The sequence below is a fragment of the Mesorhizobium sp. M9A.F.Ca.ET.002.03.1.2 genome (genome assembly GCF_003952365.1).
GTDB lineage: Bacteria > Pseudomonadota > Alphaproteobacteria > Rhizobiales > Rhizobiaceae > Mesorhizobium.
The window spans coordinates 5,586,583-5,612,067 of record NZ_CP034443.1; the positions used below are offsets into that span (position 1 = coordinate 5,586,583).

10 protein-coding genes are annotated in these 25,485 nt (G+C 64.5%); 3 read left to right on the plus strand and 7 right to left on the minus strand.

All coding sequences use genetic code 11. The features are described 5' to 3' along the window. Window positions 1-130 precede the first annotated feature (130 nt). Entirely contained in the window at window positions 131-1,669 is a 1,539-nt protein-coding gene (locus tag EJ066_RS27090; protein ID WP_145964714.1) for a trimethylamine methyltransferase family protein, read from the minus strand. Window positions 1,670-1,881: 212 nt separating this feature from the next. Between EJ066_RS27090 and EJ066_RS27095 the strand changes: the two genes are divergently transcribed. Then, window positions 1,882-2,472 carry a hypothetical protein gene (locus tag EJ066_RS27095; protein ID WP_126042998.1) on the plus strand — a complete coding sequence of 197 codons (591 nt, stop codon included), beginning with the start codon at window positions 1,882-1,884 and terminating at the stop codon, window positions 2,470-2,472. 13 nt (window positions 2,473-2,485) lie between these two features. On the opposite strand, the gene EJ066_RS27100 is transcribed toward EJ066_RS27095, so the two are convergent. From EJ066_RS27100 to EJ066_RS27125, 6 genes are all read right to left on the minus strand, one after another. Then, entirely contained in the window at window positions 2,486-4,690 is a 2,205-nt protein-coding gene (locus EJ066_RS27100; protein ID WP_126042999.1) for an ABC transporter ATP-binding protein, read from the minus strand. A gap of 47 nt (window positions 4,691-4,737) precedes the next feature. Further along, window positions 4,738-5,895, minus strand: a complete 1,158-nt coding sequence (locus tag EJ066_RS27105) for an ABC transporter permease (protein WP_126043000.1) — start codon at window positions 5,893-5,895, stop codon at window positions 4,738-4,740. 12 nt (window positions 5,896-5,907) lie between these two features. Then, window positions 5,908-6,942 (minus strand): ABC transporter permease, encoded by a 1,035-nt coding sequence (locus EJ066_RS27110; RefSeq protein ID WP_126043001.1) that lies wholly within the window; start codon window positions 6,940-6,942, stop codon window positions 5,908-5,910. A gap of 167 nt (window positions 6,943-7,109) precedes the next feature. After that, window positions 7,110-8,765 carry an ABC transporter substrate-binding protein gene (locus EJ066_RS27115; RefSeq protein WP_126043002.1) on the minus strand — a complete coding sequence of 552 codons (1,656 nt, stop codon included), beginning with the start codon at window positions 8,763-8,765 and terminating at the stop codon, window positions 7,110-7,112. A 274-nt stretch (window positions 8,766-9,039) separates the two neighbouring features. Continuing rightward, window positions 9,040-15,090: a translocation/assembly module TamB domain-containing protein gene (locus tag EJ066_RS27120; RefSeq protein WP_126043003.1), complete on the minus strand. Its 6,051-nt coding sequence runs from the start codon at window positions 15,088-15,090 to the stop codon at window positions 9,040-9,042. Beyond that, entirely contained in the window at window positions 15,090-17,018 is a 1,929-nt protein-coding gene (locus EJ066_RS27125; protein ID WP_126043004.1) for an autotransporter assembly complex family protein, read from the minus strand. Before EJ066_RS27125 ends, EJ066_RS27120 begins: the two co-directional genes overlap by 1 nt. Window positions 17,019-17,296: 278 nt before the next feature. Between EJ066_RS27125 and EJ066_RS27130 the strand changes: the two genes are divergently transcribed. Together EJ066_RS27130 and pbpC are read left to right on the plus strand one after the other, a co-directional pair. Then, window positions 17,297-22,789 carry an alpha-2-macroglobulin family protein gene (locus EJ066_RS27130; protein ID WP_126043005.1) on the plus strand — a complete coding sequence of 1,831 codons (5,493 nt, stop codon included), beginning with the start codon at window positions 17,297-17,299 and terminating at the stop codon, window positions 22,787-22,789. A 214-nt stretch (window positions 22,790-23,003) separates the two neighbouring features. Further along, window positions 23,004-25,094, plus strand: coding sequence for a penicillin-binding protein 1C (pbpC, locus tag EJ066_RS27140; RefSeq protein ID WP_126043006.1), 2,091 nt, complete (start codon window positions 23,004-23,006; stop codon window positions 25,092-25,094). Window positions 25,095-25,485: the final 391 nt, after the last annotated feature.

Sequence of the window (25,485 nt, forward strand, 5' to 3'; positions counted from 1 at the left end):
ACCCTTACCCTCTCCCCGTGAAAACGGGGAGAGGGGGTCGCCAGCGCTGGAGCTCGTCCCTTCTCCCCGTCCTTCACGGGGAGAAGGTGCCGGCAGGCGGATGAGGAGCGGCGCCGACCATCAAAAACTATCACGGCTCGCCCGCCCCGATCGCTTCCTTGCGCTTGGCCACATATGCCTCCAGCGCTTCGCGCACGGCAATATCCATCGCCGGCTCGACATGATCTTCCAGCGCCTTCTTCCACAGCCGCGTCGCGCGCGCCGTGGTGTCGAGCCCGCCGGCCTCCTGCCAGGCCTCGTAGTTCTGCCAGTTGGAAAGCATCGGCTGGTAGAAGGCGGTGGCATAGCGCTCCAGCGTATGCGGCTCGCCGAAGAAATGGCCGCCGGTCGGCACCGCACCCAGCGCCTCGACGGCGAGCTCGGCCTCGTTGACCTCGATGGGGCGCAAAAACTCCATCATGTGCTGGATCATCTCGACGTCGATGATGAGCTTTTCGAACGACGCGGTCAGCCCGCCTTCCTGCCAGCCGGCGGCGTGGTAGACGAGATTGCCGTGGCCGAGCACCGCGCCCCACAGTGCCATCAGCGTCTCATAGGCGCCCTGCGCGTCGGCGGCGTTGGAGGCCGAGCCCGGCGTCGTCCGGTAGGGCAGCCCATAGCGCCGTGCCAACTGCCCCGAGGCAATGTTGGCCTTGGTGTTCTCCGGCGTGCCGAAGGCCGGTGCGCCGGACTTCATGTCGACATTGGAGGTGAAGGCGCCATACATGACTGGGGCGCCAGGGCGGACAAGCTGCGTCAAGACCACGCCGAACAGCGCCTCGGCGTTCTGTTGGGCAAGCGCGCCGGCAAGCGTAACCGGGCTCATCGCCCCCATCAGGGTGAACGGCGTCACCGCGACCGATTGGCCGAACTCGGCCATGGTCATCAGCCCTTCGGCCATCATCTCGTCGAAGCGGCGCGGCGAGTTGACCGAGATGATGGTGGTGACGCCGGGATCGTCACGCATCTGGTCGGGCGTCAGCCCTCGCGAAATCGCCATCATTTCGATGCCGTCGAGCGCCCTGCCCCGGCCGATCGCCGAGACGTGAAAGCTCTTGTCGGTCAGCGTCAGATTGGCGAAATAGGTGTCGAGGTGGCGTGAATTGGCCGGCAGTTCCACCGGCGCGCAGACCTGGTTGCCGAGCATATGGATGCAGTTGAAATGCTGCGCCAGCCGCGTGAGATCGCAATAGTCGCGCAGGTTTCCGGCGCGGCGGCCGCGTTCCATGTCGTGCACATTGGGCGGCCCGGCGACCAGGGTGAAGTTGATGATGTTGCCGCCGAGATGGATGATATGGGCCGGGTTGCGGGGCATAAGCCGGTAGCTCGACCGCGTCGTCTTCAGTGCTTCGTCGATCATGCCCCGGTCGACACGGACGGTCATCGACGCATGATCGACCTTGGCCCCGGCCTTCTCGAACAGCGAAAGCGCCCGCGGGCTCATCACCTCGATGCCGAAATTTTCCAGAATGTGCATCGAGGCTTCGTGGATCGCCTCGATCTGGTCGGTCGAGAGCATCGCCATTGGCGGATAGGGATTGGTGACGCGGCGCAACGGCAGTTGCGGGATGGCGGCGGGTCCCCTGTTGCTGGTTCGCTCGGCTCCGCGCTTGCGTCTTGGTTCGGTCATGCGCCGCATCAAAGCCCTGGCGCGATCACCAAGCTGTCAGAAATCCGCCACCTGCGGGCGCGATTTTAGCCAAGGCGGCATATCTGCAATTTCAGTAAAGCAGAAGCGACGGATAAGGTCGAAATATCGATACTCGATGTGCCCGACTGGACCATGAGCCGTTAAGAACCACCGCAAGATTCCTTTTATGTTTTCGGCCTAATCCTCTTCCGATGGGTAGGTCGAGTTTTAGTAAAATTGTAGCTGTTAGCGTGCTGCTGGCGCTGTCGGCCTGCGCGACGCCGCCGAGCCATATCAACGATGTCTGCGCCGTATTCGACCAGAATGACGGCTGGTTCGACAACTGGCAGGCGGCTGCCGAGCGCACCGAGCAGAAATACGGCGTGCCGGTCCCCGTGCTGATGGCGACGGTGCGCAAGGAATCCGGCTTCAAGAGCAACGCCAGGCCGCCGCGCACCAAGCTTCTGGGTTTCATTCCCTGGAAACGTGTCTCCAGCGCCACCGGCTTCTCGCAGGCGCTCGACGGCACCTGGGCGCAATATCAAAGCGAGACGGGCAGTTGGGCGGCGCGCCGCACCAGCTTTGCCGATGCCGTCGATTTCGTCGGCTGGTATCATTCCAGGAGCGCCGACATGCTCGGCGTTGCCCGCAACGACAGCTACAATCTCTATCTTGCCTATTATCTCGGCTGGACCGCCTACAAGCGCGGCGAACGGGGTGATGCCGGCGTGCAGCGCTATGCGCGGGCCACCGAGCAGATGGCTCGGGACTACGCCACGCAGCTACGCCAGTGCGCGCCTTGAGGGCACCACGCATCTAGCCGTCCGTCGGCTTCGGCCTCTTGCCGCGCGGACGCTTGGGCGGGACACCGGCAAAGCCCGGACCGACACCCTGCGGCGCGTCGTCCGGCACGCCCTCATGGGCGGCATGCTCCTTGTCGAATTTGATCACCGGTTCCATTTTGGCCAGCACGTCGTCGGCAAGCCAGCACAGGCTCATATGGCCATCGCCGAGATTCTTCACCGGCGGCACCTGCGTCTCGCAAAGATTGTCCGGCACCAGCTTCTTGTAACCGCACCGCGTCTGGAACGGGCAGCCGGTTGGCGGGTTCATCGCCGACGGGATGTCGCCTTCCAGCACGATGTGCTTCTTGATCACGCTGGTGTCGGCGATCGGGATCGCCGACAGCAGCGCCTCGGTGTAGGGATGATAGGGTGGCGAAAAAATCTGGTCGGTCGTGCCCTGCTCGACGATATAGCCGAGATACATGACGACGACGCGGTCGGCGATATAGCGCACCACCGACAGGTCATGGCTGATGAACAGCATCGTCGTCTTGTTCTTGCGCTGGATGTCCATCAAAAGCTCGGTCACCGCCGCCTGCACCGACACGTCGAGCGCCGAGACCGGCTCGTCGGCCACCACCACCTTGGCGTCGCCGGCAAAGGCCCTCGCCACGCCGATGCGCTGTTTCTGGCCGCCGGAAAGCTGGCGCGGCTTGCGGGTCTCGAACGCCCGCGGCAGCTTCACCAGGTCGAGAAGCTCCAGCATGCGCTTGCGGCGATCGGCGACGGTGTTGCCGACATTGAACTTTTCCAGGGTGCGGATGATCTGCGAGCCGACCGTGTGGCTGGGATTGAGCGTGTCGAACGGGTTCTGGAACACCATCTGGATCGACGACACGGTATCGACGCTGCGTTTCTCGATGCTGGTCGACTCGATCTGTTCATTGCCGAGCGTCACATTGCCGGAGCTTGCCGTCTCCAGCCCGAGCAGCACCTTGGCCAGCGTCGACTTTCCGCAGCCGGACTCGCCGACGATGGCGACGGTCTCGGATTCCCGCGCCACGAAGGAGATCGTCTCGTTGGCCTTGACGACGCGGCCTCCGCTCGAGCCGAACACTTCGCTGCCGCCGACCTTGTAGTACTTCTTGAGGTCCTCGATCTTGAGCACCGGCGCGCCGGGCTCGACGCGTTCGTTGATCTTCTTGGCGCCGGGCGGCAGCGCTTCCCAGTCGATCTCGTTGAAGCGCACGCAACGCGAAAAATGGCCCTCATGGCCTTCGACCGCGATCATCGGGATTTCGGCGACGTTGCAGACGCCCTCGACGAAATGGTGGCAGCGGGGGCCGAAATTACAGCCCTTCGGCCGCTCGTGCGGCAGCGGCAATTGCCCCGGAATGGAGATCAGCGGTCGCGAATTCTTGTCGGCGCCGGGCAGCGGGATCGATCGGAACAGGCCTTGCGTGTAAGGGTGGCGCATCCGGTCGAAGACGTCCTTGATCTTGCCGGTTTCCACCGCTTCGCCCGAATACATCACCGTGATGCGGTCGCAGGTCTCCAGGATCAGGCCGAGATTGTGCGACACGAAGATCATCGAGGTGCCGAACTTCTCGCCGAGCCCCTTGACCAGGTCGACGATGCCGGCTTCCACCGTCACGTCGAGCGCCGTCGTCGGCTCGTCGAGCAGGAGCAGCGCCGGCTTCGACAGCAGCGCCATGGCGATGACGATGCGCTGTTGCTGGCCGCCGGAAAGCTGATGTGGAAAGGATCGCATCATGCGCTCTGGATCGGGCAGCCTGACCGAGCGCACCATTTCGAGCGCTCTGTTATAAGCCTCCTCCTTCGACACCTTGTCGTGGATCAGCGGCACTTCCATCAATTGCTGGCCGACCTTCATTGCCGGGTTCAGGCTGGCCATCGGCTCCTGGTAAATCATCGCGATCTTGTTGCCGCGGATGGAGCGCAGCTCCTCCTCGGACAATTCGCCCATGTCCTTGCCCTGGAACTTTATCCGGCCGCCGACGATCTTTCCGATGTTGGAGAGATCGCGCATGATGCCGAGCGACACGGTCGACTTGCCGCAGCCGGATTCGCCGACGATGCCCATCGCTTCACCGGGCATGACCGTGCAGGAAAAGTCCATGACGGCCGGTATCTCACCCTTGCGGGTGAAGAAGGAGATCGACAGGTTCTCGATCTCGATGATCGGCTCGGCGGGATTTCGAACTGCCTCATTCATGGGTCGCTCCAATCCTGTTCTTCTAAGTAGGGTCGAAGACCCGTCCATCAATCTTTCATCGATTGTTCACGCAGCGAGTCGGCCAGGAGATTAAGGCCCAGCACGAACGACATCAGTGCGATCGTCGGCGGTAGCGCGGGGTGGATGAAGGAGCGCAGCAGGCGGCTGGCGTCCTTGATCGCGGTGCCCCAGTCCGGGCTTTCGGGCGCCAGCCCCAGGCCGAAATAACCGAGCGTGCCGAGCAGGATCGTGGTGTAGCCGATGCGCAGGCAGGCGTCGACGATCAGCGGCCCGCGCGCATTGGGGAGGATCTCCCAAAGCATGATGTACCAGGGCGATTCACCGCGCGTCTGCGCCGCCGCAACATAGTCGCGCGTCTTGATGTCCATGACCAGGCCGCGCACGATGCGGAACACGCCGGGGCTGGAAGCGAACACCACCGCCACGAAGATGTTGAGCTGGTTGGGATCGATATGGATGATCCTGAACGGGTCGGCATCGAAGACCAGGCCGGCATAGACCCAGCCGCCAATGATCAGCGTCAGTCCCAGAAGGATGTAGAGGCGGTCGGGCCGTTTCTTGTAGCGCGTCCAGAACAGCACGCTGAAGAAGACGATCGGGAACAGGAAGAAAAGCCCGGCCATCGCATAGGGGATCGGCGTGTCCATGATGCCCGGCGTCACCAGCAGGTAGAACAGGAGGATCACCGGGAAGGCCAGCACCAGGTTGGCGAGGAAAGACAGCACAGTGTCGATCCTGCCGCCATAATAGCCGGCCGGCAGGCCGAGCGTGATGCCGACCATCAGCGCGAAACCGGTCGCCGCCGGCGCGATGATCAGCACGATCTGGCTGCCATAGACCATGCGGCTGAACACGTCGCGGGCGAGCTTGTCGCCGCCGAAAAGGTAGACAAGTCCCGATTGTGGCTCGACCGCGCCCGGCAGCGCATCCTTCATGATCGCCAATTGGGCAAGCGGATTGAAGGGCGAGATGGTCGACGCGAAGATCGCCGTGAACAGCCAGAACAGGCAGATGCCGACGCCGGCGACGCCGACGGCGCTGTCGAAGAGCTGACCGTAGAGGCCAAGCCTCTTCTTATAGGCGAAGCTTGCCCCCATCACCACGACGAGAGCGATCCAAACCGGCCAGAAGCGCGCAAGCACGCCAAGCACCACATTGAAGGCGCCTATATATTCAAGCTGCATCCGCCCGATCCCCTATTGAACTCTGATACGCGGATTGAGAAACGCGTAGCCGACATCGGAAATGAGCTGCGTGATCAGGACAATGAACACCGAGACCAGCGAGCAGCCGAGCAAAAGATCGATGTCGTTGTTGCCGGCCGCCTCGACCAGCGTGTAGCCGAAGCCCTGATAGCGGAACATCACTTCGACGATGACGACGCCGGTGAGCAGCCACGGAAATTGCAGCATGATGACGGTGAACGGCGCGATCAGCGCGTTGCGCAGCGCGTGCTTGACCACGACGCTGCCGAAGGAGAGGCCCTTCAACCGCGCGGTGCGGATATATTGCTGCGTCATCACCTCGACCATCGAGGCGCGGGTCATTCTCGCGATGTAGCCGATGCCGTAGATCGCCAGCGTCATCACCGGCAAGGTGAAGTTGTAGAAGGTGATGCCCCGGCTGGCCGAAGCCGCCGATCCGTTCAGCCAGCCGAGCCATGAGGCGAAGATAACGGTGAAGATGACACCCGACACATATTCGGGCGTCGCCGTCGAGGCGATGGAGGCGACCGATAATGTCCGGTCGGTCCGCGTACCCTCGCGCATACCGGCGAGGATGCCGATCAGCAATGAGATCGGAACCATTACCACAAGCACCCAGAACATCAGGATACCGGTGGCGCCAAGTGCTGGAAAGAGCTTTGACGCCACTGTGGTCTTGAACTTGGTCGAGCAGCCGAAGTCGCCTTGCAGGACGCCGGAGAACGTCGGCACGACTGGATCGTTGCAGAAGGAGAAACGCTTTGTGCGCTCCCCCGTCGCAGGGTCGATCGCCGGCTGCTTGGGCACGATACCCAGCCATTGGGCGTAGCGGGAGAAGAAATTCTGGCGGTAGCCGTGGTTTACCAGCCAGCTTTCGAGCTGCTCGGCCGAGGTGTGCATTTCGGTCTGGCTGATCGCCAGCTTTTTCAGATTGGGGTCGAGATTGATCAGGAAGAAGACGACCAATGTCAGGCACAGCATCGTCAATGCCATCGTGCCGAGGCGTCGAAGGATGAAGGAAAGCATGGTGGCCCCCTGCCGATCGGGTTGGGGTCTGGTGCTGTCAACCCTTGATTTGTCGCATGAGCCGGCTTCAAAAGTCAGCAGCTTTTTGCGCTGACCCACATTTGCGGATCATGTTCGAAACAGGAGGGAGGGACGAACGCCCTCCCTCCCCGTTGGCTTCGACCCGGTCAGGCCTCCTCGTCGAGCCAGATCTTACCGTAATCACGCTCGTATGTCGGGTGCATGGCGTAGTTCTTAACGGCGGCCACCGAGTGACTGTAGAGATTGCGCCAAAAGGGCTGGATGATGATGCCGGAATCCTGCAGGATCTGCTCGATATCCTTCATCATCTCCTTGCGCTTGGCGGCGTCGGCGACCGAAAGCGCAGCGTTGAGCTTGGCATCCCATTCGGGATTCGACCAGGCGGTTTCGTTCCAGGCCTCTCCGGTGCGGTAGCCGATCGCCAGAACCTGCACGCCGAGCGGCCGCATGTTCCAGTTGGTCATCGACAGCGGATACTTCGTCCAGTCGTTCCAGAACGTCGAACCCGGCAGCACCGTGCGCTTCACCTTGATGCCGGCGTCGCGCATCTGCGCGGCGATCGCATCGCCTGTATTCTTGTGCCAGTCCTCGTCGACCGTGATCAGCTCGTGCTCGAAATCGGCCTGACCGGCTTCCTCCATCAGCGCCTTCGCCTTGGCCGGATCGCGGGCAATCTTCGGCAGCTCGTAATATTCCGGATGGATCGGGCTGACATGGTGGTTTTCGGCGACGGTACCGGCATTGCCCATGCCAAGCTGCAGCACGACAGCGTTGTCCACCGCGAGCTGCAGCGCATTGCGAACCTTCTGGTCCTCGTAGGGCTTGTTGGCCACATTGGTGCGGCAGACGATGGTGGCTGCGGTGACCACCTCGTACTTGACCAGGTCGACACCGTCGAGGATCGACACATAGTCGGCCGACGTCTCGAAATTGGTATGGACCTCTCCCGATTCGAAGGCGCTGACCGTGGCCGCGGGATCGGTGCCGTAGTCGATGAACTCGATGCCGTCGAGGAAGACCTCGCCGTCCCACCACTTGTTGTCTTCGCGGCGCTTGTAGACGACTTTCTGGCCGACATCGTAGGAGACGAGCTCGAACGGGCCGGTGCCGATCGGGCAGGCTTTGAAATCGCCGCCCTTTTCGTCGAAGGTCTTGTGGACGATGAGGCCGGGATAGTCGCACATGTTGGGAATCAGCGCGATATCAGGCGTGCCGAGCTTCAGCTTCACCGTCAAATCGTCGACCTTGGTCACGGCGCTTTCGTCCAGCTTGTCGTCCTTGACCAGCGTGCCGAGACGGCCGGGCATCGAATTGCCTTCAGCCTTTTTGTCGGCCCAGCGCTTCAGATTGAAGATCACGTCGTCCGCGGTGAATGCGTCGCCGTTCGACCACGTCACGTCCTTGCGCACATGCAGCGTGTATTCGGTGGCGTCGTCGTTGACGTCCCAGCTCTCGAGCAGGTAGGGGCGGAACGTGAATTCGGTTGTGTACTTGACCAGCGGCTCGAGCGCCTGGCGCTCGGCATTGGCGATTTCCGACCAGTCGGCCTTGCGCGGATCCTTCGGATCCTTGATCCACATCGCGACCTTCAGTATGCCGCCCTTCTTGGCCTCTGCGTCCTGCGCTCTCGCCGGCGTCGGGTCAGCGAGGCCGAGCATTCCATAGGCCATCGCCGTGGACGCGCCGAAGACGCTGGCCAAGGCGAGAAATTCGCGGCGATCGACACGTCCGGCCCTGGCTTCCTCGGCCATTGCCTGGATGTGATCCGGAACGCGATCGCCATTACTCTTGTAGATTGTCATCACGAAACTCCCATTGTTGGCTTTCTGCCTTTTACCATTCCGCATCCGGGCCATGATGTCAAAAACGGCACGGATTGGGAACATGCCAAGGAATGTGCAACTTTGGAAGGGAAGCAGTTCGCGTGATAACGACAGTCTTGGCGCAAAATTGCTACTGCCCGGCAGATTTCTTCGGAATCTCCGGCATCGATTAAACTGAGACATTCACCAATGTCTGCACAGCGCCAGCCGATCTCGGATATGGTGCCAAATGCGGCGCTGCTGCCGGCCGACTTTAATATTCGCGTTCGTAGAAAACGCCGCCCTTGGCTTCGCCGGCATCAGTGGCCTCGCCGCGCAATTTGACGCCGCGCCCGACATTGAAATCGATCGCCGCCCTGCCCGAACCCGGCTTGTCGCCCTTCTGGATCGTCACATAGGTGCGGTCGTTCAGATATTTGCCCGCCGAGACGGCAGTGCCGCCCTCGTCGTCCGTCGTCACGTCGAGATCGTCGACGCCGATCGCGCTGCGCAGGTTCTGGAGCAGCGAGGTCGAACCGCCGACACCGGCCAATTGCCCGGCGGCCTCTGCAAGCTGCGCGATCTGCAACGGCGACAGGTTCGACATCGAACGGCCGAAGATCAACTGCGCCAGAACCTCGTCCTCCGGCAGGGCGGGCACCGACGAGAAGGTGAATTTCGGATTGGTCGCCTCGCCCGACACCACGATGGTGACGGTGGCGCTGCTCGTCGTCGATGTCGCCGTGAGGTTGAGATAGGGCACCAGAGAGCCCGAAAAGCCGACCGTGCCTTCGGTGAAGGTCAGCCGCTTGCCGAGGATCGACAGCCGCCCGCGCTGCAAGGTGAAGGTGCCGACCGCTTGCGGCGACGCGGCCGGGCCGGTCAGGCGCAGCGAACCGCCAAACTCGGCATCGAGGCCCCTGCCCTGGATGAAGATCTGGCTCGGCGCGTTGACCGTGACATCGAGGTTGAGGCCGCTGCCGCCACTGCCGCCGCTCGCCGTCGCCGGGTGCAGCGCCTTGTCCTGCGCGCGCACGGCGCGCGGCGCGTTCTTGTGCTTGACATCGAGCGCCGCCAGCGAGCCCGGCAGCTTTTCGGGAACGGTGATGACGGTCTTGGCCAGGTTGATCGTGCCCGAAATCACCGGCGCCGATGCGAGTGGCCCCTTGACGGTCAGGTCGCCGCCGAGATTGGCGGTGACAACTCGCCCGTCGGTGTAGCGGCCGTCGACGAGCTTGACCGAGAGGTCGGCCGGAAAACCTTGCGCCGGATTAATGCCGACCGTGCCGCTGACCGACAGGCTGCCACGTGTCGACAGCGTGCCGGTCAGGCGGCTGATCCTGGCGACGCCGCCGCCGATCGCGACATCGGCAGCGATGTCGTTGATGGCAAGGCCCGAGCGTGCATCGACCAGACGGGCGCCTGATGTGCCGACCGTGCCTGAGATCACCGGCGACGTCGCCGGGCCGCGCACCTGCACATCGACATTGGCCGTGCCGCTCAACGACAGGCCTTGCGCGGCGAGTGTCCGGGTCAGGAAGGCGAACGGCACCTTGCCGGAAAAGTCGAGATCAAGGGTAGGCGCTCCTGATGTCGTCACCGCGCCGCCACCCTTGAGGCCAAGGCCGGCTCCGTCGCTTATGTCGGCGTCGAAGGCCAGTTTGTTGCCCGAATATGTGCCGGAGGACGAAACACCCATGCCGCCGAAACCGGCGCCGCGGGTCTGCGACGTCTCGACGCCCGCGGCGTCTATGTTGAAGGCGACGGCCGGATTGGCCGGCGCGCCCGTCACCTTCACCGTACCCGAGATCGAGCCAGCGGCATCGAGACCCGGCGAAAAACTGTTGGCGAGCGAGATCGGCACCCGCGCCAGCGCCGCATTGAGATCGAGCGCCTGCCCGACCTTACCCGAAACCGTCGCCGTGCCGCCACCGAGGTTGAGCACGAGCCTCTCCAGGCTGGTCGTGCCGTTGGCGATGGTGATGGTCGACGCCTGGGCGATGGCCGCCTTGATGCCGCGCATGGTCGCCTCGCCGGAAGCGAGTTCGATCGTCGTCGTGCCGTTGGCGATCCTGACGCGGCCGGCCGCCTTGGCCGGAATGTCCTTGACGGTGGCGCCGCCGGAAAAGCCGGTCCAGTCGCCGTCACGCTTGAGGTCGACATCGATGCCGCGGATGACGGTATCGCCTGAGGTGACGCTATCGGCACGGATTTTTCCGGAGATCACCGGCGCGGCGAGGTAATTGGCGATCAGCGCGTCGATGGTGACCGTCTTCGCCGAGACGTCGCCGCGCGAGATCGAAGCGGTCGAAGCCTTGACGGCGACGTTAGGCGCATTGCCGGTCTTCGAGAAGACGATCGTGCCGCGCACGTCGCCTTCCGCCTTTTCCAGGGCAAGGGCTGCGAGCGGTCCGATGTCAGGCAGGTCGAGCGCCACGGTGCCTTCAGGCACGAAGGCGTCATCAAGTGCCAGGTCGCCTGATACCCGGTTCTGGCCGAGCGACAGCAAAAGCCCGTCGATGGAGCGCTTGCCGTCGGACGTCGCCAGCACCGCACTGCCTTGCAGGGCTTGGCCCGCGACATTTCCGGTCAGTTGCACATTGGCCGCCGGGTTGGCGGCATCGGCCTTGCCGGTGGCGGTAAGCTTCAGTCTGGTGATCTCGCGTTCGGCTATCGAAAGCCGGTCGCTGTTCACCGTGAGCGACAGGTCGGGCGCGGTGCTGGGCCCTTGCGCGTTCAGCGCGAAAGCGATGGCGCCCTTGGCATCCCCGGACAGAAGCGAAATGTCGGCCAGCGCGCCCTTGATGTCGGCGGCGAGTTTGTTGTCGGCAAGGCTGGCCTGCCCGTCGGCGGTCAGCGCGCCGGACACCAGCCTGATCGCGTTGGCGGTGACGTTGCCGTTGGCGTCGCGCTTCAGCGCGGCGCTGAGTTCCGTCCGCTCCGCCAGCACGCCGCGCGCTGCCGCCGGCAGCGCCGCGGAAGCCGCATCCGCCCTAAGGTTGAGGTCGATGGCGCCGTCGGCCAGCGAGACCTTTCCGTTGAAGCCAGTGTTCAGCGCGTCGCCCGTCACCGACCCACTGTCGATGACGATGGTGTCGGCGGCGAGGCTGCCGGCAACCTTGGCGGTGATCTTGCCGGCGATCAGCGGCGCGATGGTCGGATTGTCCAAGCCGATCTTGTCCGCCGTCACCGTGCCGGAAATCGGCCCTGTCCGGCCTTTCACGTCGAAAGCATCGGAGTGAAGTGCAAGCGTGATGCCTTCGACCTTGGTAAAATTCGTTGCGGCCGAAGGCAGCGTCGCTGAGATATCGAGCTTTGGCTGCGTGCCCTGCCCCGCGGCCTTGACGGACAGCGCCTGCAGCTCGAGCTTGATCGGGCTTTCGCTGCTGCCGAGCGCCAGCGGCAGGCTCGGGCCGGTCGAAGCCAGGTCGAGCGTAAAATCGCTGACGCCGATCGGATTGATGGTGCCGGCCGCCTTGCCGGAAACCTTGTCACCGGCAAGCGTCGCCTGGTCGATGGCAATGCCGCCGGCGGACGAGAAACTGCCTGCCGCATCAAGATTGAACGGCCCGAGTCCCGCCTGGCGGGTCTGGCTGGTCTCGGCGCCGTTGAGCTGCGTGTTGAAACGAATGTCGGGGGCAGCCGATGAACCGGTGATCCGCGCCGTTCCGCCGAGCGTGCCCGCGGCGTCCAGCCCGGGCGAAAAATCATTGGCAAGGGCGGCCGGCAACGCGGAAAACTCTGCCGCGAGGTCGAGCGTCTGGCCGGCGGTGCCGGACACGGCCACTGATCCGCCGCCGACGTCGAGCACCAGTCTGTCGATGCTGGTCGCGCCATTGGCGATGCTTAAGCTCGACGGCTGCGCGATCGCTGCCTTGATGCCGCGGACGGTCGCCTCTCCCGAGGCGATCTCGACGCTTGTCGTGCCGTCCGCGATCTTCACCCGGCCTGCAGCCTTGGCCGGAATGCCGGCGACAGTGGCGCCGCCGGCAAACCCGGTCCAATCGCCATCGCGCTTCAAGTCGACGCCGATGCCGCTGATCACGGTGGTCCCCGATGTGACGTTATCGGCCTTTATCGTGCCGGAGATCGCCGGGCCTTTGAGATAATTGGCGACCAGCGCATTGACGGCGATGGTCTTCGCCGCCAGATCGCCGCGCGAAATCGAGGCGCTCGTCATATCGATGGCGACCGCCGGCGCGCCACCATCATTCGAGAGGCGGATGCTGCCTTGCACGTCGCCCGCCGCCGTCTGCCCGGCAAGCGCGGCCAGCGGGCCGATATCGGGCGCGTCGAGCGTCAGCGTGCCGAGCGGCAGCAAGCTGTCGTCGAGAACGAGGTCACCCGAGACCTTGTTGTCGGCGAGCGACAGGCTAAGCCCGTTGAGGGAACGCCTTCCGTCGCTCGTGACCAATGATGCCCGAAGATCGAGCGGTTGATCGTTCACGGACCCGGTCAGTGAGACATCGGCGGCCGGATTGGCGATGTCGGCCTTGCCGGTCGCCGACAGCTTGATCTGCTTTACCGTGCGGCCCGACGCCGTCAGGCTGTCGCTGTCGGCCGAGACCGAGAAATCCGGCGCCGAGCGGGCGCCGTTCGCCGACAGCGCGAAATCGACGGCCCCGCCGACCGGTACGCCAACCATGGGCGACAGCACCGAAACGTCGCCGAGCGTGCCCTTGATGTCGGCCTGGATGTCGGTGCCCGTCGCGCTGGCGGTGCCGCTGGCGCTAAGCGAGCCGGAAGTGAATTGCAGCGCATTGGCGGCAAAGGAACCTTGCGGGTCACGGGTCGCGGTCGCCGAGAATGTCACGCGTTCGCCGAGAACCGAGCGGATCTGCGGCGGCAGCGCCGTCGACACGGCATCGGCGTTCATCTTCAGCGTCATCGCCAGATCGGCCAGCGTCACCTTGGCCGTCACCGAGGCATTGAGCGCGTCGCTGCGCAGCGTGCCTTGATCGAGGACAATCTCGTCCTTGCTGACCGACCCTGCGAGAGCCGCGGTCACCCTGCCGGTCACCAGCGGCGCCAGTGTCGCCACGTCGGTGTTCAGGCCACCGGCTATAAGCTTGATGGTGACTGGCCCGCTGCGGTCCTGGATGTCGAAGCCGTCGGAATGGATTTCAGCCGACAGATCGTCCAGCCGCGTGCCGCCCGCCACCACCGAGACCAGCGACGCGCCAATGTCGACGATCGGCGCCTTGCCGCCGCCGAACGCGCGCGCCGTGGCGCCTGTGATCGCGACGGTCACCGGCTGCGCCGCAGTACCGACGCTGAGCACGATCGGCGGACCCTTGGCGGCGAGCTCCACCGAAAGGTCGCTGGCGCCGTTGGGGTCGACAATACCGGCGGCGGTGCCATGCACGGCATCGCTGTCGATGCTGGCGCGCTCGACATCGACGCCGCCCGCGTCGATCGCGGTTCCGGCGAGGTCGAAGCTGGTCTTGCCCGCAAACAAGGGTTTCAGATTGTCGGGCATGAAGCGCTGGAAGTCGCCATCGCCCTTGGCCTCTATCATGTTGCCCTTGTCGGTGAGTTGATGACGGCCGGTGAGCTGGGTGACGATCTGGCCGTCGACAACGAAGGTGCCGATACCGCTCCAGTTGGCGACCGGCCCCGTGCCCGAGACGACGATGTCGACCGGCGGCGCATCGGGCAAACTGAGCAGGTTGGCGATGATGCCGTCGGCCGGCTCCGATGCCTTCAGATCGAGGTCGAGCTTATTGTCGGCGGGCGCGAAATGGATGTTGGCGTCGACCGTGCCTTGCTTGCCGTCGTGGCGGGTGATGTTGAGGTTCGTTTCGACCGCCAATGGCGCCGCGTCGGCCTTGAACGAGCCCTTGGCCGCGAGTTCGGCGATGCCGCTGCCGGCCAGCGCCTGCCCGAGCGCGATTTCGGGCAGGTCGATCTGCTTGATGTCGAGCGACACCGGCAGCGTGGTGGCGCCACCTTGGCTCGGCTGCGTGCCGGCCACCGGCAGCCGCGCCAGTTCGATGCGATCGGCGGCGATGCGGCCGGCGCTGAAATTTTTCGACAGAAGCGCCAGCGGCGACCAGTCGACGGCCACTTTGCGCGCCACCAGCCAGGCGCCCTGGCGATCTTCCAGCACCACATGATCGAGCCTCAGCGCGCCGGACCAGATGCCATCGATGCCGCTGACCGTGACCTTCTGGCCATCGGTTGACGCCATGGTCGAGATGATGCCGGCGAGATTGTCGCGGCCGCGCTCGGTCTTGGTCAGCACGACGAGCGCGCCGACCACCGCCGCCACCACGACGAGCAGCGTGTAAAGGACAATGCGGAGGATGCGCTTGAACATTGTCATCAGAATGCCTGGCCGATACCGGCATAGATGCCGAAACGCGGATCGTCGGGATCGCGGTTGAGCGGCACCGCCGCATCGATGCGCAATGGCCCGAACGGCGTTATATAGCGCAGGCCGACGCCGGCGCCGACCTTCATGTCGGAAAAATTGGGGAACTCCTCGGTCGAGACCGTGCCGGCATCGACGAACGGCACGACGCCGATCGTGTCGGTGACGGCGATGCGCATCTCGACCGAGGTCTCGAACAACGAAAGCCCGCCGATCGGCTGGTCGTCGATGTCCTTCGGGCCGATGCCCTGATAGGCATAACCGCGCACCGAACCGCCACCGCCGGCATAGAAGCGTCGGTCGGCAGGAACATCCTGAAGGCCGGCGCCGACGATCGAGCCGATGGCGACGCGTTCGGCGAAGACGAACTTCGAAGCCGTATCGAGCGACTGATAGGCCGACCCCTCGCCCCTCAGCTTGACGAACGCCGCACCACTCAAAATGTCGTAGCTCGGCTCGACGTAGGCCAGCACCCTGAATCCCTTCGTCGGATTCAGCCGGTTGTCGCGGTTGTCGTAGACATATTGCAGCGGAACGCTGGCGATCAGATAGGTGTGCTTGCCGAAGGAATCCTCGATCCTCGAATAGTCGAGCGCGACTTCCGCGGAAACCGTCTGCTGTTTGTCGAGTTCATAGGACAGACCGGTGTTGCCCTTGACCGAGAAATGGTCGTAGGCGTCGGGATGCTCGAACACGGTCTTGACGCCGGCGAAGAATTTCGAGGCCGGCCCGACCACGCCCGGCTTTTCGAACATGATGCCGGCATTGTAGTTGAGCTCGGTCAGGGCGTTGCTGCCGATGCCGCTGATTTTGCCCTCGATGCGCAGCTTTTCGGCACGGCCGAACAGATTGCGGTGGCCCCAATAGCCTTCGAGGCCCAGCCCCTCGGTGTTGGAGAAGGTGCCGCCAAGACCAAAATAGCGCGGCTTGCGCTCGCTCACCTCGACGCCGATCGGGATGTTGCCGTCGGCGTCGAGACTGTCGGCCTCTTTCAGCGTCACGCTGTTGAAAACTTCCAGCCCGAGCAGCCGGTCGCGCGCGTCGTCGATCTCCTCGGGCGAATATTGGCGGCCGCGCTTCAGGCCGGTCATGTATTCGGTGAAATCGCGGTCCACCTTCTCGGTGCCCTCGACGGTGGTGTCGCCGTAGCCGGCAACCGGTCCGGCCGCCACCGTCAGCGTCACGTCGAGCGTCGAGGTGGCGTGGTCGGCGACGATCTCGCGGCCCGTCACCTTGGCCAGCGGCCTGCCCTCCTCCTTGAGCGCCCGCACGATCGACGCCTCGGCCTTGAGCACGGCGCCGGAACCGGCATCGCCGCCGGCGATCAATCCGAAATCGGCGCTCGCCAGCCCCGCCGCATCGCCCTCCAGCCTGATGTCGCCAAGCGTGAATTTCGGCCCGGTCGCAACGTCGATCACCACCGGGATCGGCTGCGGGCCCGAAAATTCGGCATCGGGCGGCAAATCGTCGAGCGGCTTGCCTTCGATGGTGATGGTGACGACACCCTCGTAGCGGGCGTCCGCGTAAAGTGCGGCGATAAGCTGATCGCGGTCGCCGCGCGCCTTGGCCAGCAGGCCGAGCGAACCGGCAACCGGACGTTCTTCATCGCCCTTCAGCGCCGAGGCGTTTTCGAGCTTCTTGACGAGATCCTTGTCGGCATCGGGCGCCTCGATCGTCACGGAATAACGCAGCGGATCGACGATATCGGCGTCTTCGTCCTCCGACGATCCCCACAGCTTGATACCGAAAATCTCGAAAGCCGACGCATTTCCGGTTTCGGCAACCAATGCAGTCGAGCATAGCAAAGCCAAAAGCAGGGCGTGCGAAAACACACGCCGTGGCGCGGTTCCTCCCGACATCTGCCCTTCATACGCCAACATTACAACTCTACCCTAGCTCCCAAAGCTAAAATTGGAATGAACTTCTGAATTGCTCGTAAAGGAGCCACAATCCAATTGTCTGAAATGGACAGGGCTTGGAATTCACACCTTCTGCATCGTCGCAAGAAAGCGTGATCCCTGTCCTATGGAGGTACTACCGGTCATCGGCCGGAAAGGAAACCGTTGGCAGGCGGAACCTGCCGCGTCCTTGTGTTGACAAGCCTGACTGAAGCTTGAACATGTGTGGACGCAACGTAAGCAGTGTCTGGAGGGGTGTTATGGCAATGCGCGCGGCTCGTGGTCTGTCGATTCTGATTCTTCTCTTTTTCGCCTGGGGCAGCAGTGTCGCACAAGCGGCCGAAGCGCGCCGGGTGGTGACATCGGACAATTCCGATTATTTCGGTTTCGATCTCAGATCCGACCAGAATGTCAGCCTCGACCAGTGCAAGACGGCATGCCTCGGCGATCCTGCCTGCCGCGCCTTCACCTACAACCCCAAAGCCAAATGGTGTTTTCTCAAATCCGACTATAATGCGCTGAAACCCTTCAACGGCGCTGTCGCCGGCAAGGTCGTCAACATCGATGGCGACCCCGATATCGGCGCGCCGCCGGACCTCGCCTTCTTCCCCGCCTGGATGGCCGACCAGGCCCAGCAATACCGCAACAGGCTCACGGGCCCGGCCTACACCAAGCCCGCCGAAGGGCTGGCGGCGCTGCGGGAGGCGGCCGAACAGGCGTCGCAGACCGGCGACCACCGCTCGGCCATGCAGAAATACGAGGCCTTGGTTTCCGTATTGCCCGACGACGGCCCGCTCTGGTTCGAACTGGCGCGGGAAACGCTCGCCGTGCAGCCGACCGCCAACAGCGCCGAGGCCTCGACCCTGCCGGCAAACGCCACCTCCGCCGGCTTCAACGCCTACAAGTTGCTGCGCACCACCAAGACGCGCGCCGACGTGCTGGCGCTGCTCGCCGCCGCGCTCGATCGCCGCGACCTCTCCCGGCCCGCCCTGCAGGCTTACGAAGCGAGCCTCGCGCTGGTCAACTCGCCGGCGGTCAAGGCCGACTATGAGGATTTGAAGGCGCGCAAGGGCTTCCGCGTCGTCGAGCACACGGTCGAAGCCGACACCAGCGCGCCGCGCATCTGCGCGCAGTTTTCCGAGGATCTGGTCAAGACCGGCGTCGACTATTCGCAATTCGTCACCGTCGACAACGCCGCCCCCAAGGGCGTCGAGGCCAAGGACAAGCAGATCTGCGTCGAAGGGCTCGAGCACGGCCAGCATTACGACGTGACCTTCCGCTCCGGCCTGCCGGCCGCCATCGGCGAGGTGATCACCGCCCCGGTAGTGCTGTCGATCTATGTGCAGGACCGCGCCCCGTCCGCCCGTTTCACCGGCGACAGCTTCGTGCTGCCTGCCGGCGCGCGCCGCGGTATCCCGGTCGTCACCGTCAACATGAACGCCGCCGAAATGAAGCTCTACCGCATCGGCGACCGCTCGCTGACCCAGCTTCTGTCCGGCTACCAGTTCCTGCGCCAGCTTGACGGCTACGACATCTCCAACATTACCGATCAGATGGGCGAGCCGGTCTGGCAAGGCCAGCTCGACATCGCCGACGACCTGAACAAGGAGGTCACGACGTCCTTCCCGGTCGACGAAGCCCTGCCGCAGCGCAAGCCCGGCGTCTATGTGCTGACCGCACAACCGGTCGACGAGAATGGCGACGACGACGAAGACTATGATTCGCGCGCCACGCAATGGTTCGTCGTCTCCGACATCGGCCTGTCGACCTATACCGGACAGGATGGATTGAACGTCTTTGCCCGTTCGCTCGGAACCGCCAAGCCGATCGCCGGTGCCGAACTGACGCTGCTCGCCAGGAACAACGAAATCCTCGGCACCGCGACATCGGACGCGGAAGGCCGAGCCGTCTTCAACCCCGGCCTGACGCGCGGCGAAGGCGGCATGGTGCCGGCCGTGCTGACAGCCAAGCAGGGCGACAGCGACTTCGTCTTCCTTGACATGGGCCGCGCCGGCTTCGACCTTTCCGATCGCGGCGTCACCGGGCGTCCGGCGCCGGGCGCGCTCGACGTCTATGCCTGGACCGAACGCGGCATCTACCGCGCCTCCGAGGACGTCCATGTCGCAGCACTTGCCCGCGATGGCGCCGCCAAGGCGGTCGAGAACCTGCCGCTGACCTTCATCTTCACGCGCCCCGACGGCGTCGAGAACCGCCGCATCGTCAGCGACGGCGCATCGGCCGGCGGCCATGCCGTCGACCTGCCGCTCGAACCCAACGCCATGCGCGGCACCTGGACGGTGGCGATCCACACCGACCCCAAGCAGGCGGCGGTCGCCAGCCAGATGTTCCTGGTCGAGGATTTCGTGCCGGATCGCATCGAGTTCGACCTCGCCTCCGACAAGCAGGAGATCGCGCAGGGCGAAACCGCCAATGTCACCGTCGACGGCCGCTTCCTTTATGGCGCGCCGGCCGCTGGGCTGGCGCTCGAAGGCGAGCTGACGCTGTCGACCACCCGCGACTGGGACCGTTTCAAGGGCTATTCCTTCGGCCTCGCCGACGAGCAGTCGGCGGAACCGTCAGTCACGCCATTCACCGATCTGCCGGCGGTCGGCGAGGACGGCAAGGCGACCTTCCCGGTTTCCGTCGACCAGTTGCCCTCGACCACCAAGCTCGTCGATGCCAAGGTTGCAATCAGGATGCGCGAGACCGGCGGCCGCGCCGTCGAGCGCTCGCTCAACATCGGCATCCGGCCGCAGGGCCACATGATCGGCATCCGTCCGGATTTCGACGGCGATGAGGTGCCGCAAGGCGGCACGGCGAAGTTCAGCCTGATCGCGGTCGACCCCGACGGCAAGCGCGAGGCGCTGCAAGGCGCACAATGGTCGCTGGTCAAGGTCGAACGCAATTACCAATGGTACCGTTCGAGCAATTCCTGGAACTATGAGCCGGTCACCTTCACCAAGTCGGTGGCCAACGGACAGGTCGACATGACCGCCGACGGCGAAGCCACCGTCTCGCTGCCGGTGGACTGGGGCCGCTACCGGCTCGAGATCGAGACATCGGATCCGGAAGGGCCGGCAACCAGCTACGAGTTCGACGCCGGCTGGTATGTCAGCTCCACCACCACCGAAACGCCTGACGGCCTCGAGATCGCCCTCGACAAGGACACCTATGCGGCAGGCGAAGTGGCCAAGCTCAAAGTGTCGCCGCATTTCGCCGGCGAGCTGCTCGTCACCATCGGCGCCGACAAGCTCTTGAAGACGGTCACCGTCAGCGTGCCGGCCGGCGGCAGCACCATCGACATCCCGGTCGCGGACGACTGGGGCGCAGGCGCCTATGTCACGGCAACGCTGTTCAGGCCGGGCGATGCGCAGGAAACGCGCATGCCGGCGCGGGCCATCGGCGTCAAATGGCTGAAGGTCGATCCGGGCTCCAAGAAGCTCGCCGTCGCCTTGACGCCGCCGGACAAGGCCATGCCGCGCCAGCAGCTGTCGATCCCGGTTTCGGTGGCCGGCGTGCAGCCGGGCGCCAACGCCTATGTCATGGTCGCGGCCGTCGATGTCGGCATCCTCAACCTGACCAACTACAAGGTGCCGGATCCGGAGACCTGGTTCTTCGGCCAGCGCATGCTCGGCCTTGAAGTGCGCGACCTCTACGGCCGCCTGATCGACGGTTCGCTGGGCACATCAGGCAAGCTGCGCACCGGCGGCGACGGCGCCAACATGCAGTCGCAAGGCAACCCGCCGACCGAAAAGCTGGTCGCCTTCTTCTCCGGCCCGGTCCAGCTCGACGCCGACGGCAAGGCGCGGATCGACTTCGACATCCCGCAGTTCAACGGCACCGTGCGCGTGATGGCCGTCGCCTGGACCAGGGACGCGGTCGGCCATGCCCAGACTGACGTGATCGTGCGCGATCCGGTGGTGATCACCTCCGGCCTGCCGCGCTTCCTGGCGCCCGGCGATTCGGCCGTCATGCGGCTCGACGTCACCGACGCGGACGGTCCGGACGGCGACTATGCATTGTCGATAGACACCACCGGCGATCTCTCGGCCGGCAGTGCCGCCCTGCCCGAAAAGCTGACGCTCGCCAAGGGCAAGCGGCAGACACTGACCGTGCCGCTGATGGCCGCGACGCCGGGCAACGCCTCGATCACCATCAAGCTCGCTCATGCCGACGGCACCGCTGTCGAGCAGACGCTCTATGTTCCGGTACGCCCGGCGCAACTGCCGGTGACCACCCGCATGGTCGTCGACCTCAAGGGCAATGGCGGATCGCTGCGCGTCGACAAGGAGCTGCTGGCGGCAAGCCTGCTCGACGGCGCTTCGGTCAGCGTCGGCGTTTCACAGGCGGCGGCCTTCGACGTGCCGTCGCTCCTGATGACGCTCGACCGCTACCCCTATGGCTGCGCCGAGCAGACCACCAGCCGCGCCATGCCGCTTCTCTATGTCAACGACATGGCGTCGGGCGTCGGCATGGCCAGCGACCCCGACCTGCACGGCCGGATCCAGGACGCCATCTACAAGGTGCTGAGCTATCAGGCCTCGGCCGGCAGCTTCGGCCTGTGGGGTCCGGGCTCCGGCGACCTGTGGCTCGACGCCTATGTCACCGATTTCCTGACCCGGGCGCGCGAGCAGAAATACGACGTGCCGGCGCTGGCCATGAACCAGGCGCTGAGCAATCTGCAGAACTCGATCGGCTACGATCAGGACGTTCAGGACCGCGGCAGCGAGATCGCCTATGCGCTCTATGTGCTGGCCCGCAACAAGAAGGCCTCGATCGGCGATCTGCGCTATTATGCCGACACCCAGCTCGAGGCCTTCACGAGCCCGATGGCCGTCGCCCAGTTGGCGGCGGGCCTGGCGCTTTACGGCGACACGCAACGCTCGGAAGCCACCTTCCAGGCGGCGCTGCAGCTGGCCCTGTCGACCTCCGCATACGACTACTACCGGTCGGACTATGGCTCGCCGCTGCGTGACGGCGCGGCGATGCTGGCGCTTGCCGCGGAATCGAAGCCGGTGCCGACGATCGTGCCGGCGCTGATCAAGCTGGTGACAAAGGAACGCGCCGCCGTCCGATGGACCAGCACGCAGGACGAGTCCTGGATGCTGCTGGCGGCCCGCGCGCTGAAGGCCGGCAATGATGCAATCGCGCTGACCATCAATGGCGCGCCGCATGCCGGCGCCTATTCGGACCAGATCGCCGGCAGCGACCTGGCCGACAGTCCGCTGACCGTCGCCAACACCGGCAGCAACCCGCTGCAGGCGGTGGTCACCACGGTGGCCTCGCCGATCCAGCCTCTGCCGGCCAGCGGCAACGGCTTCACCATCGGCCGCACCTACTACAAGCTCGACGGCACCGAAGCCAATGTCACGGAGGCGACCCAGAACGAACGCTATGTCGTCGTGCTCAAGATCTACGAGCAGAACAACTGGCCTTCGCGGCTCGTGATCACCGATCTGCTGCCGGCCGGCTTCGAGATCGACAATCCGGGCCTGGTTTCCAGCGCCCAGTTGTCGAACTTCTCCTGGCTGGCCCAGACCGACGCCGCCCATCTCGAATTCCGCGACGACCGTTTCGTCGCGGCCTTCAATCCCAACGATGGCGACGGCGACCGCAACATCACGCTCGCCTATGTCGTGCGCGCGGTGACGCCGGGCACGTACGCCCATCCGGCGGCAACGGTAGAGGATATGTACCGGCCGCAATATTCGGCCCGCACCGCGACAGGCATGATGGAGGTCAGGGCGCCGTAAGGCGCCGATGGCGATCATAAAAATGGCGATTGCGCTGCCCCTCATCCGCCTGCCGGCACCTTCTCCCCGTATAGTGACGGGGAGAAGGGAGCTGTCACGATCGTCAGCACCTGTTCTGCAACGTTGGAAATTGGCGAAAGCCGCCGCGCAAGCCCCTTTCTCCCCGTCTCTATACGGGGAGAAATGCCCGGCAGGGCAATGAGGGGGCAGCGCCATGCTCTCAAAAAAAGTCTTACGCCGCATAGCCATCACAGCAGCTTCCTGCGCCGGCTTCCTCGCCCTCTCCGCCGCCGCCCTCTGGCAGCTCGACCGCGCCTTTCCGCCGCCGCTGCCGGCCGAGCTCATCGTGTCGGCTGAAGTGCAGGACCGCGACGGCCAGCTGTTGCGCGCCTTCGCCACGCCGGACGGCTATTGGCGGCTCGCCACCCGCCTCGACCAGATCGACAAGCTGCTCGTCGACATGCTGGTGACTTACGAGGACAAGCGCTTCTGGGACCATGAAGGCGTCGACGCGCTGGCGCTGGCGCGGGCCGCCGGCCAGTTCGCGACCAATGGCCGTATCGTCTCCGGCGGCTCGACGCTGTCGATGCAGCTCGCCCGGCTGACCGAACCGCGCGACAGCCGCAGCCTCGGCTCGAAGGTCAAGCAGATGCTGCGCGCCATCCAGATCGAGCGGCGGCTCACCAAGCGCGAGATCCTCGAACGCTATTTGACGCTGGCGCCTTATGGCGGCAATCTCGAAGGCGTGCGCGCCGCTTCGCTCGCCTATTTCGGCAAGGAGCCGAAGCGGCTGACGATCTCGGAGGCGGCCCTGCTCGTCGCCTTGCCGCAACTGCCGGAAAAACGCCGGCCCGACCGCAATCTCGCACTCGCCCACGCCGCCCGCGACCGGGTGCTGACGCGCATGGTTTCGGCAGGCCTGCTCGGCGAGCGCGAGGCCGCGCGCGCCGCGCTCGACGACGTTTCCGGCATCCGCCGCACGCTGCCGGCGCTCGCCGCCCATGTCGCCTATGCGATACTGCCCAGGGCCGTCCCCGGACAGTCGTTGCAGCTGACGATCCGCAAAAGCGTCCAGGAAGGGCTGGAACAGGTGGCCAGGGATGCCGCCACCAGGCTCGGGCCTCGCCTGTCCGTCGCCATGGTGATGGCCGACGCCCGCACCGGCGACATCCTTGGCGAGGTCGGCTCGGCCAACTATTTCGACGCCAGCCGCTCCGGCTGGATCGACATGACCAGGATCGTCCGCTCGCCCGGTTCGACGTTGAAACCATTCATCTACGGGCTCGCCTTCGAACAAGGGCTGGTCGCGCAGGAAACGCTGATCGACGACAGCCCGACGGATTTCGGGGGCTACCGGCCGAAGAATTTCGACATGGGCTACCAGGGCGACGTCAGCATCCGCCAGGCGCTGCAACTGTCGCTCAATGTGCCGGCGATCAGGGTGCTCGACGCGGTCGGGCCGGCGCGGCTGCTCGCGCGCTTCCGGCAGGCCGGCGTCACGCCGGTGCTGCCCCTGAACAAGGCGCCAGGTCTCGCCATCGGCCTTGGCGGCGTCGGCGTGACGCTGCGCGACCTCGTCCAGCTCTATGCCGGGCTTGCCAATGGCGGCAAGGCGCACACGCTGCATGACGGCACCGAACCGGCGAATGCCGGGCGCTCCACCGTCACCATCCTGGACGATCAGGCAAACTGGCAGATCACCGACATCCTGTCGGGGGTGAAGCCGCCCGAAGGGGCCATGCAACGCGGCATCGCCTACAAGACCGGCACTTCCTACGGCTACCGCGATGCCTGGTCGGTCGGCTTCGACGGGCGCTACGTGCTGGGCGTCTGGGTCGGCCGTCCCGATGCCGGCGCGGTGCCCGGCCTGTCCGGCTATGTCTCGGCCGCACCCATCCTGTTCGAGGGCTTTGTCCGCTCCGGCCTGGCTGCCGTGCCGCTGCCAGGCCAGCCGGCCGGCGTCATTAGACCGAGGCGCGATGATCTGCCGGTGACGCTCGCCCGTTTCGGCGCCGGCGCCGACGGGCTGGTCCAGGCGACGCCGACCGAGCCCGCGCCGACGATCATCTTTCCACCCGATGGCGCCCGCGTCGATCTCGGCACCACCTCCGCCGGGGCCTCACCGCTGGTGCTGAAGCTGCAAGGCGGCCGGGCGCCGTTCCGCTGGCTGGCCAACGGCAAGCCGCTGGCCGGCATCGACCGGCGGCGCACAGCGACCTGGCAGCCTGACGGCGCCGGCTATTCGACCCTGACCGTGATCGATGCGGCCGGACGTGCGGCCAGCGTGAAAGTATTCGTTGAGTGAAAGTGTTCGTTGAGTAGACTGCGCCAAGCGATTCAACACATTGCGTTTTGCGCCTGCCGGCGGCTTCAGGAACTATGCTCGCGAATGGCGGCACTTCACGCTGTAAAACGAGCCGTTCCGTTTCCATAGCAGCGCTTCGATTTTCCCATCACCGCCGAATGAACCAGCCATTACCGAGCACAACCACGCCCCGACCAGCCATTGCCGGGGCGCGACCTGTCCCTAAATAGATCGTTTCATGAGCCCGGATTCCGCATGGCGGCGTTGTGAGGAAAGAATTTCCTCATTAGGCCAAAGATCGGCGAAAAATTGCTTCAAACGGACAAAAAAAGCAACACCGAATGCATCTAATTTCTACCAATTCGGTAGATTGAAATGAGTTCAACGGAGG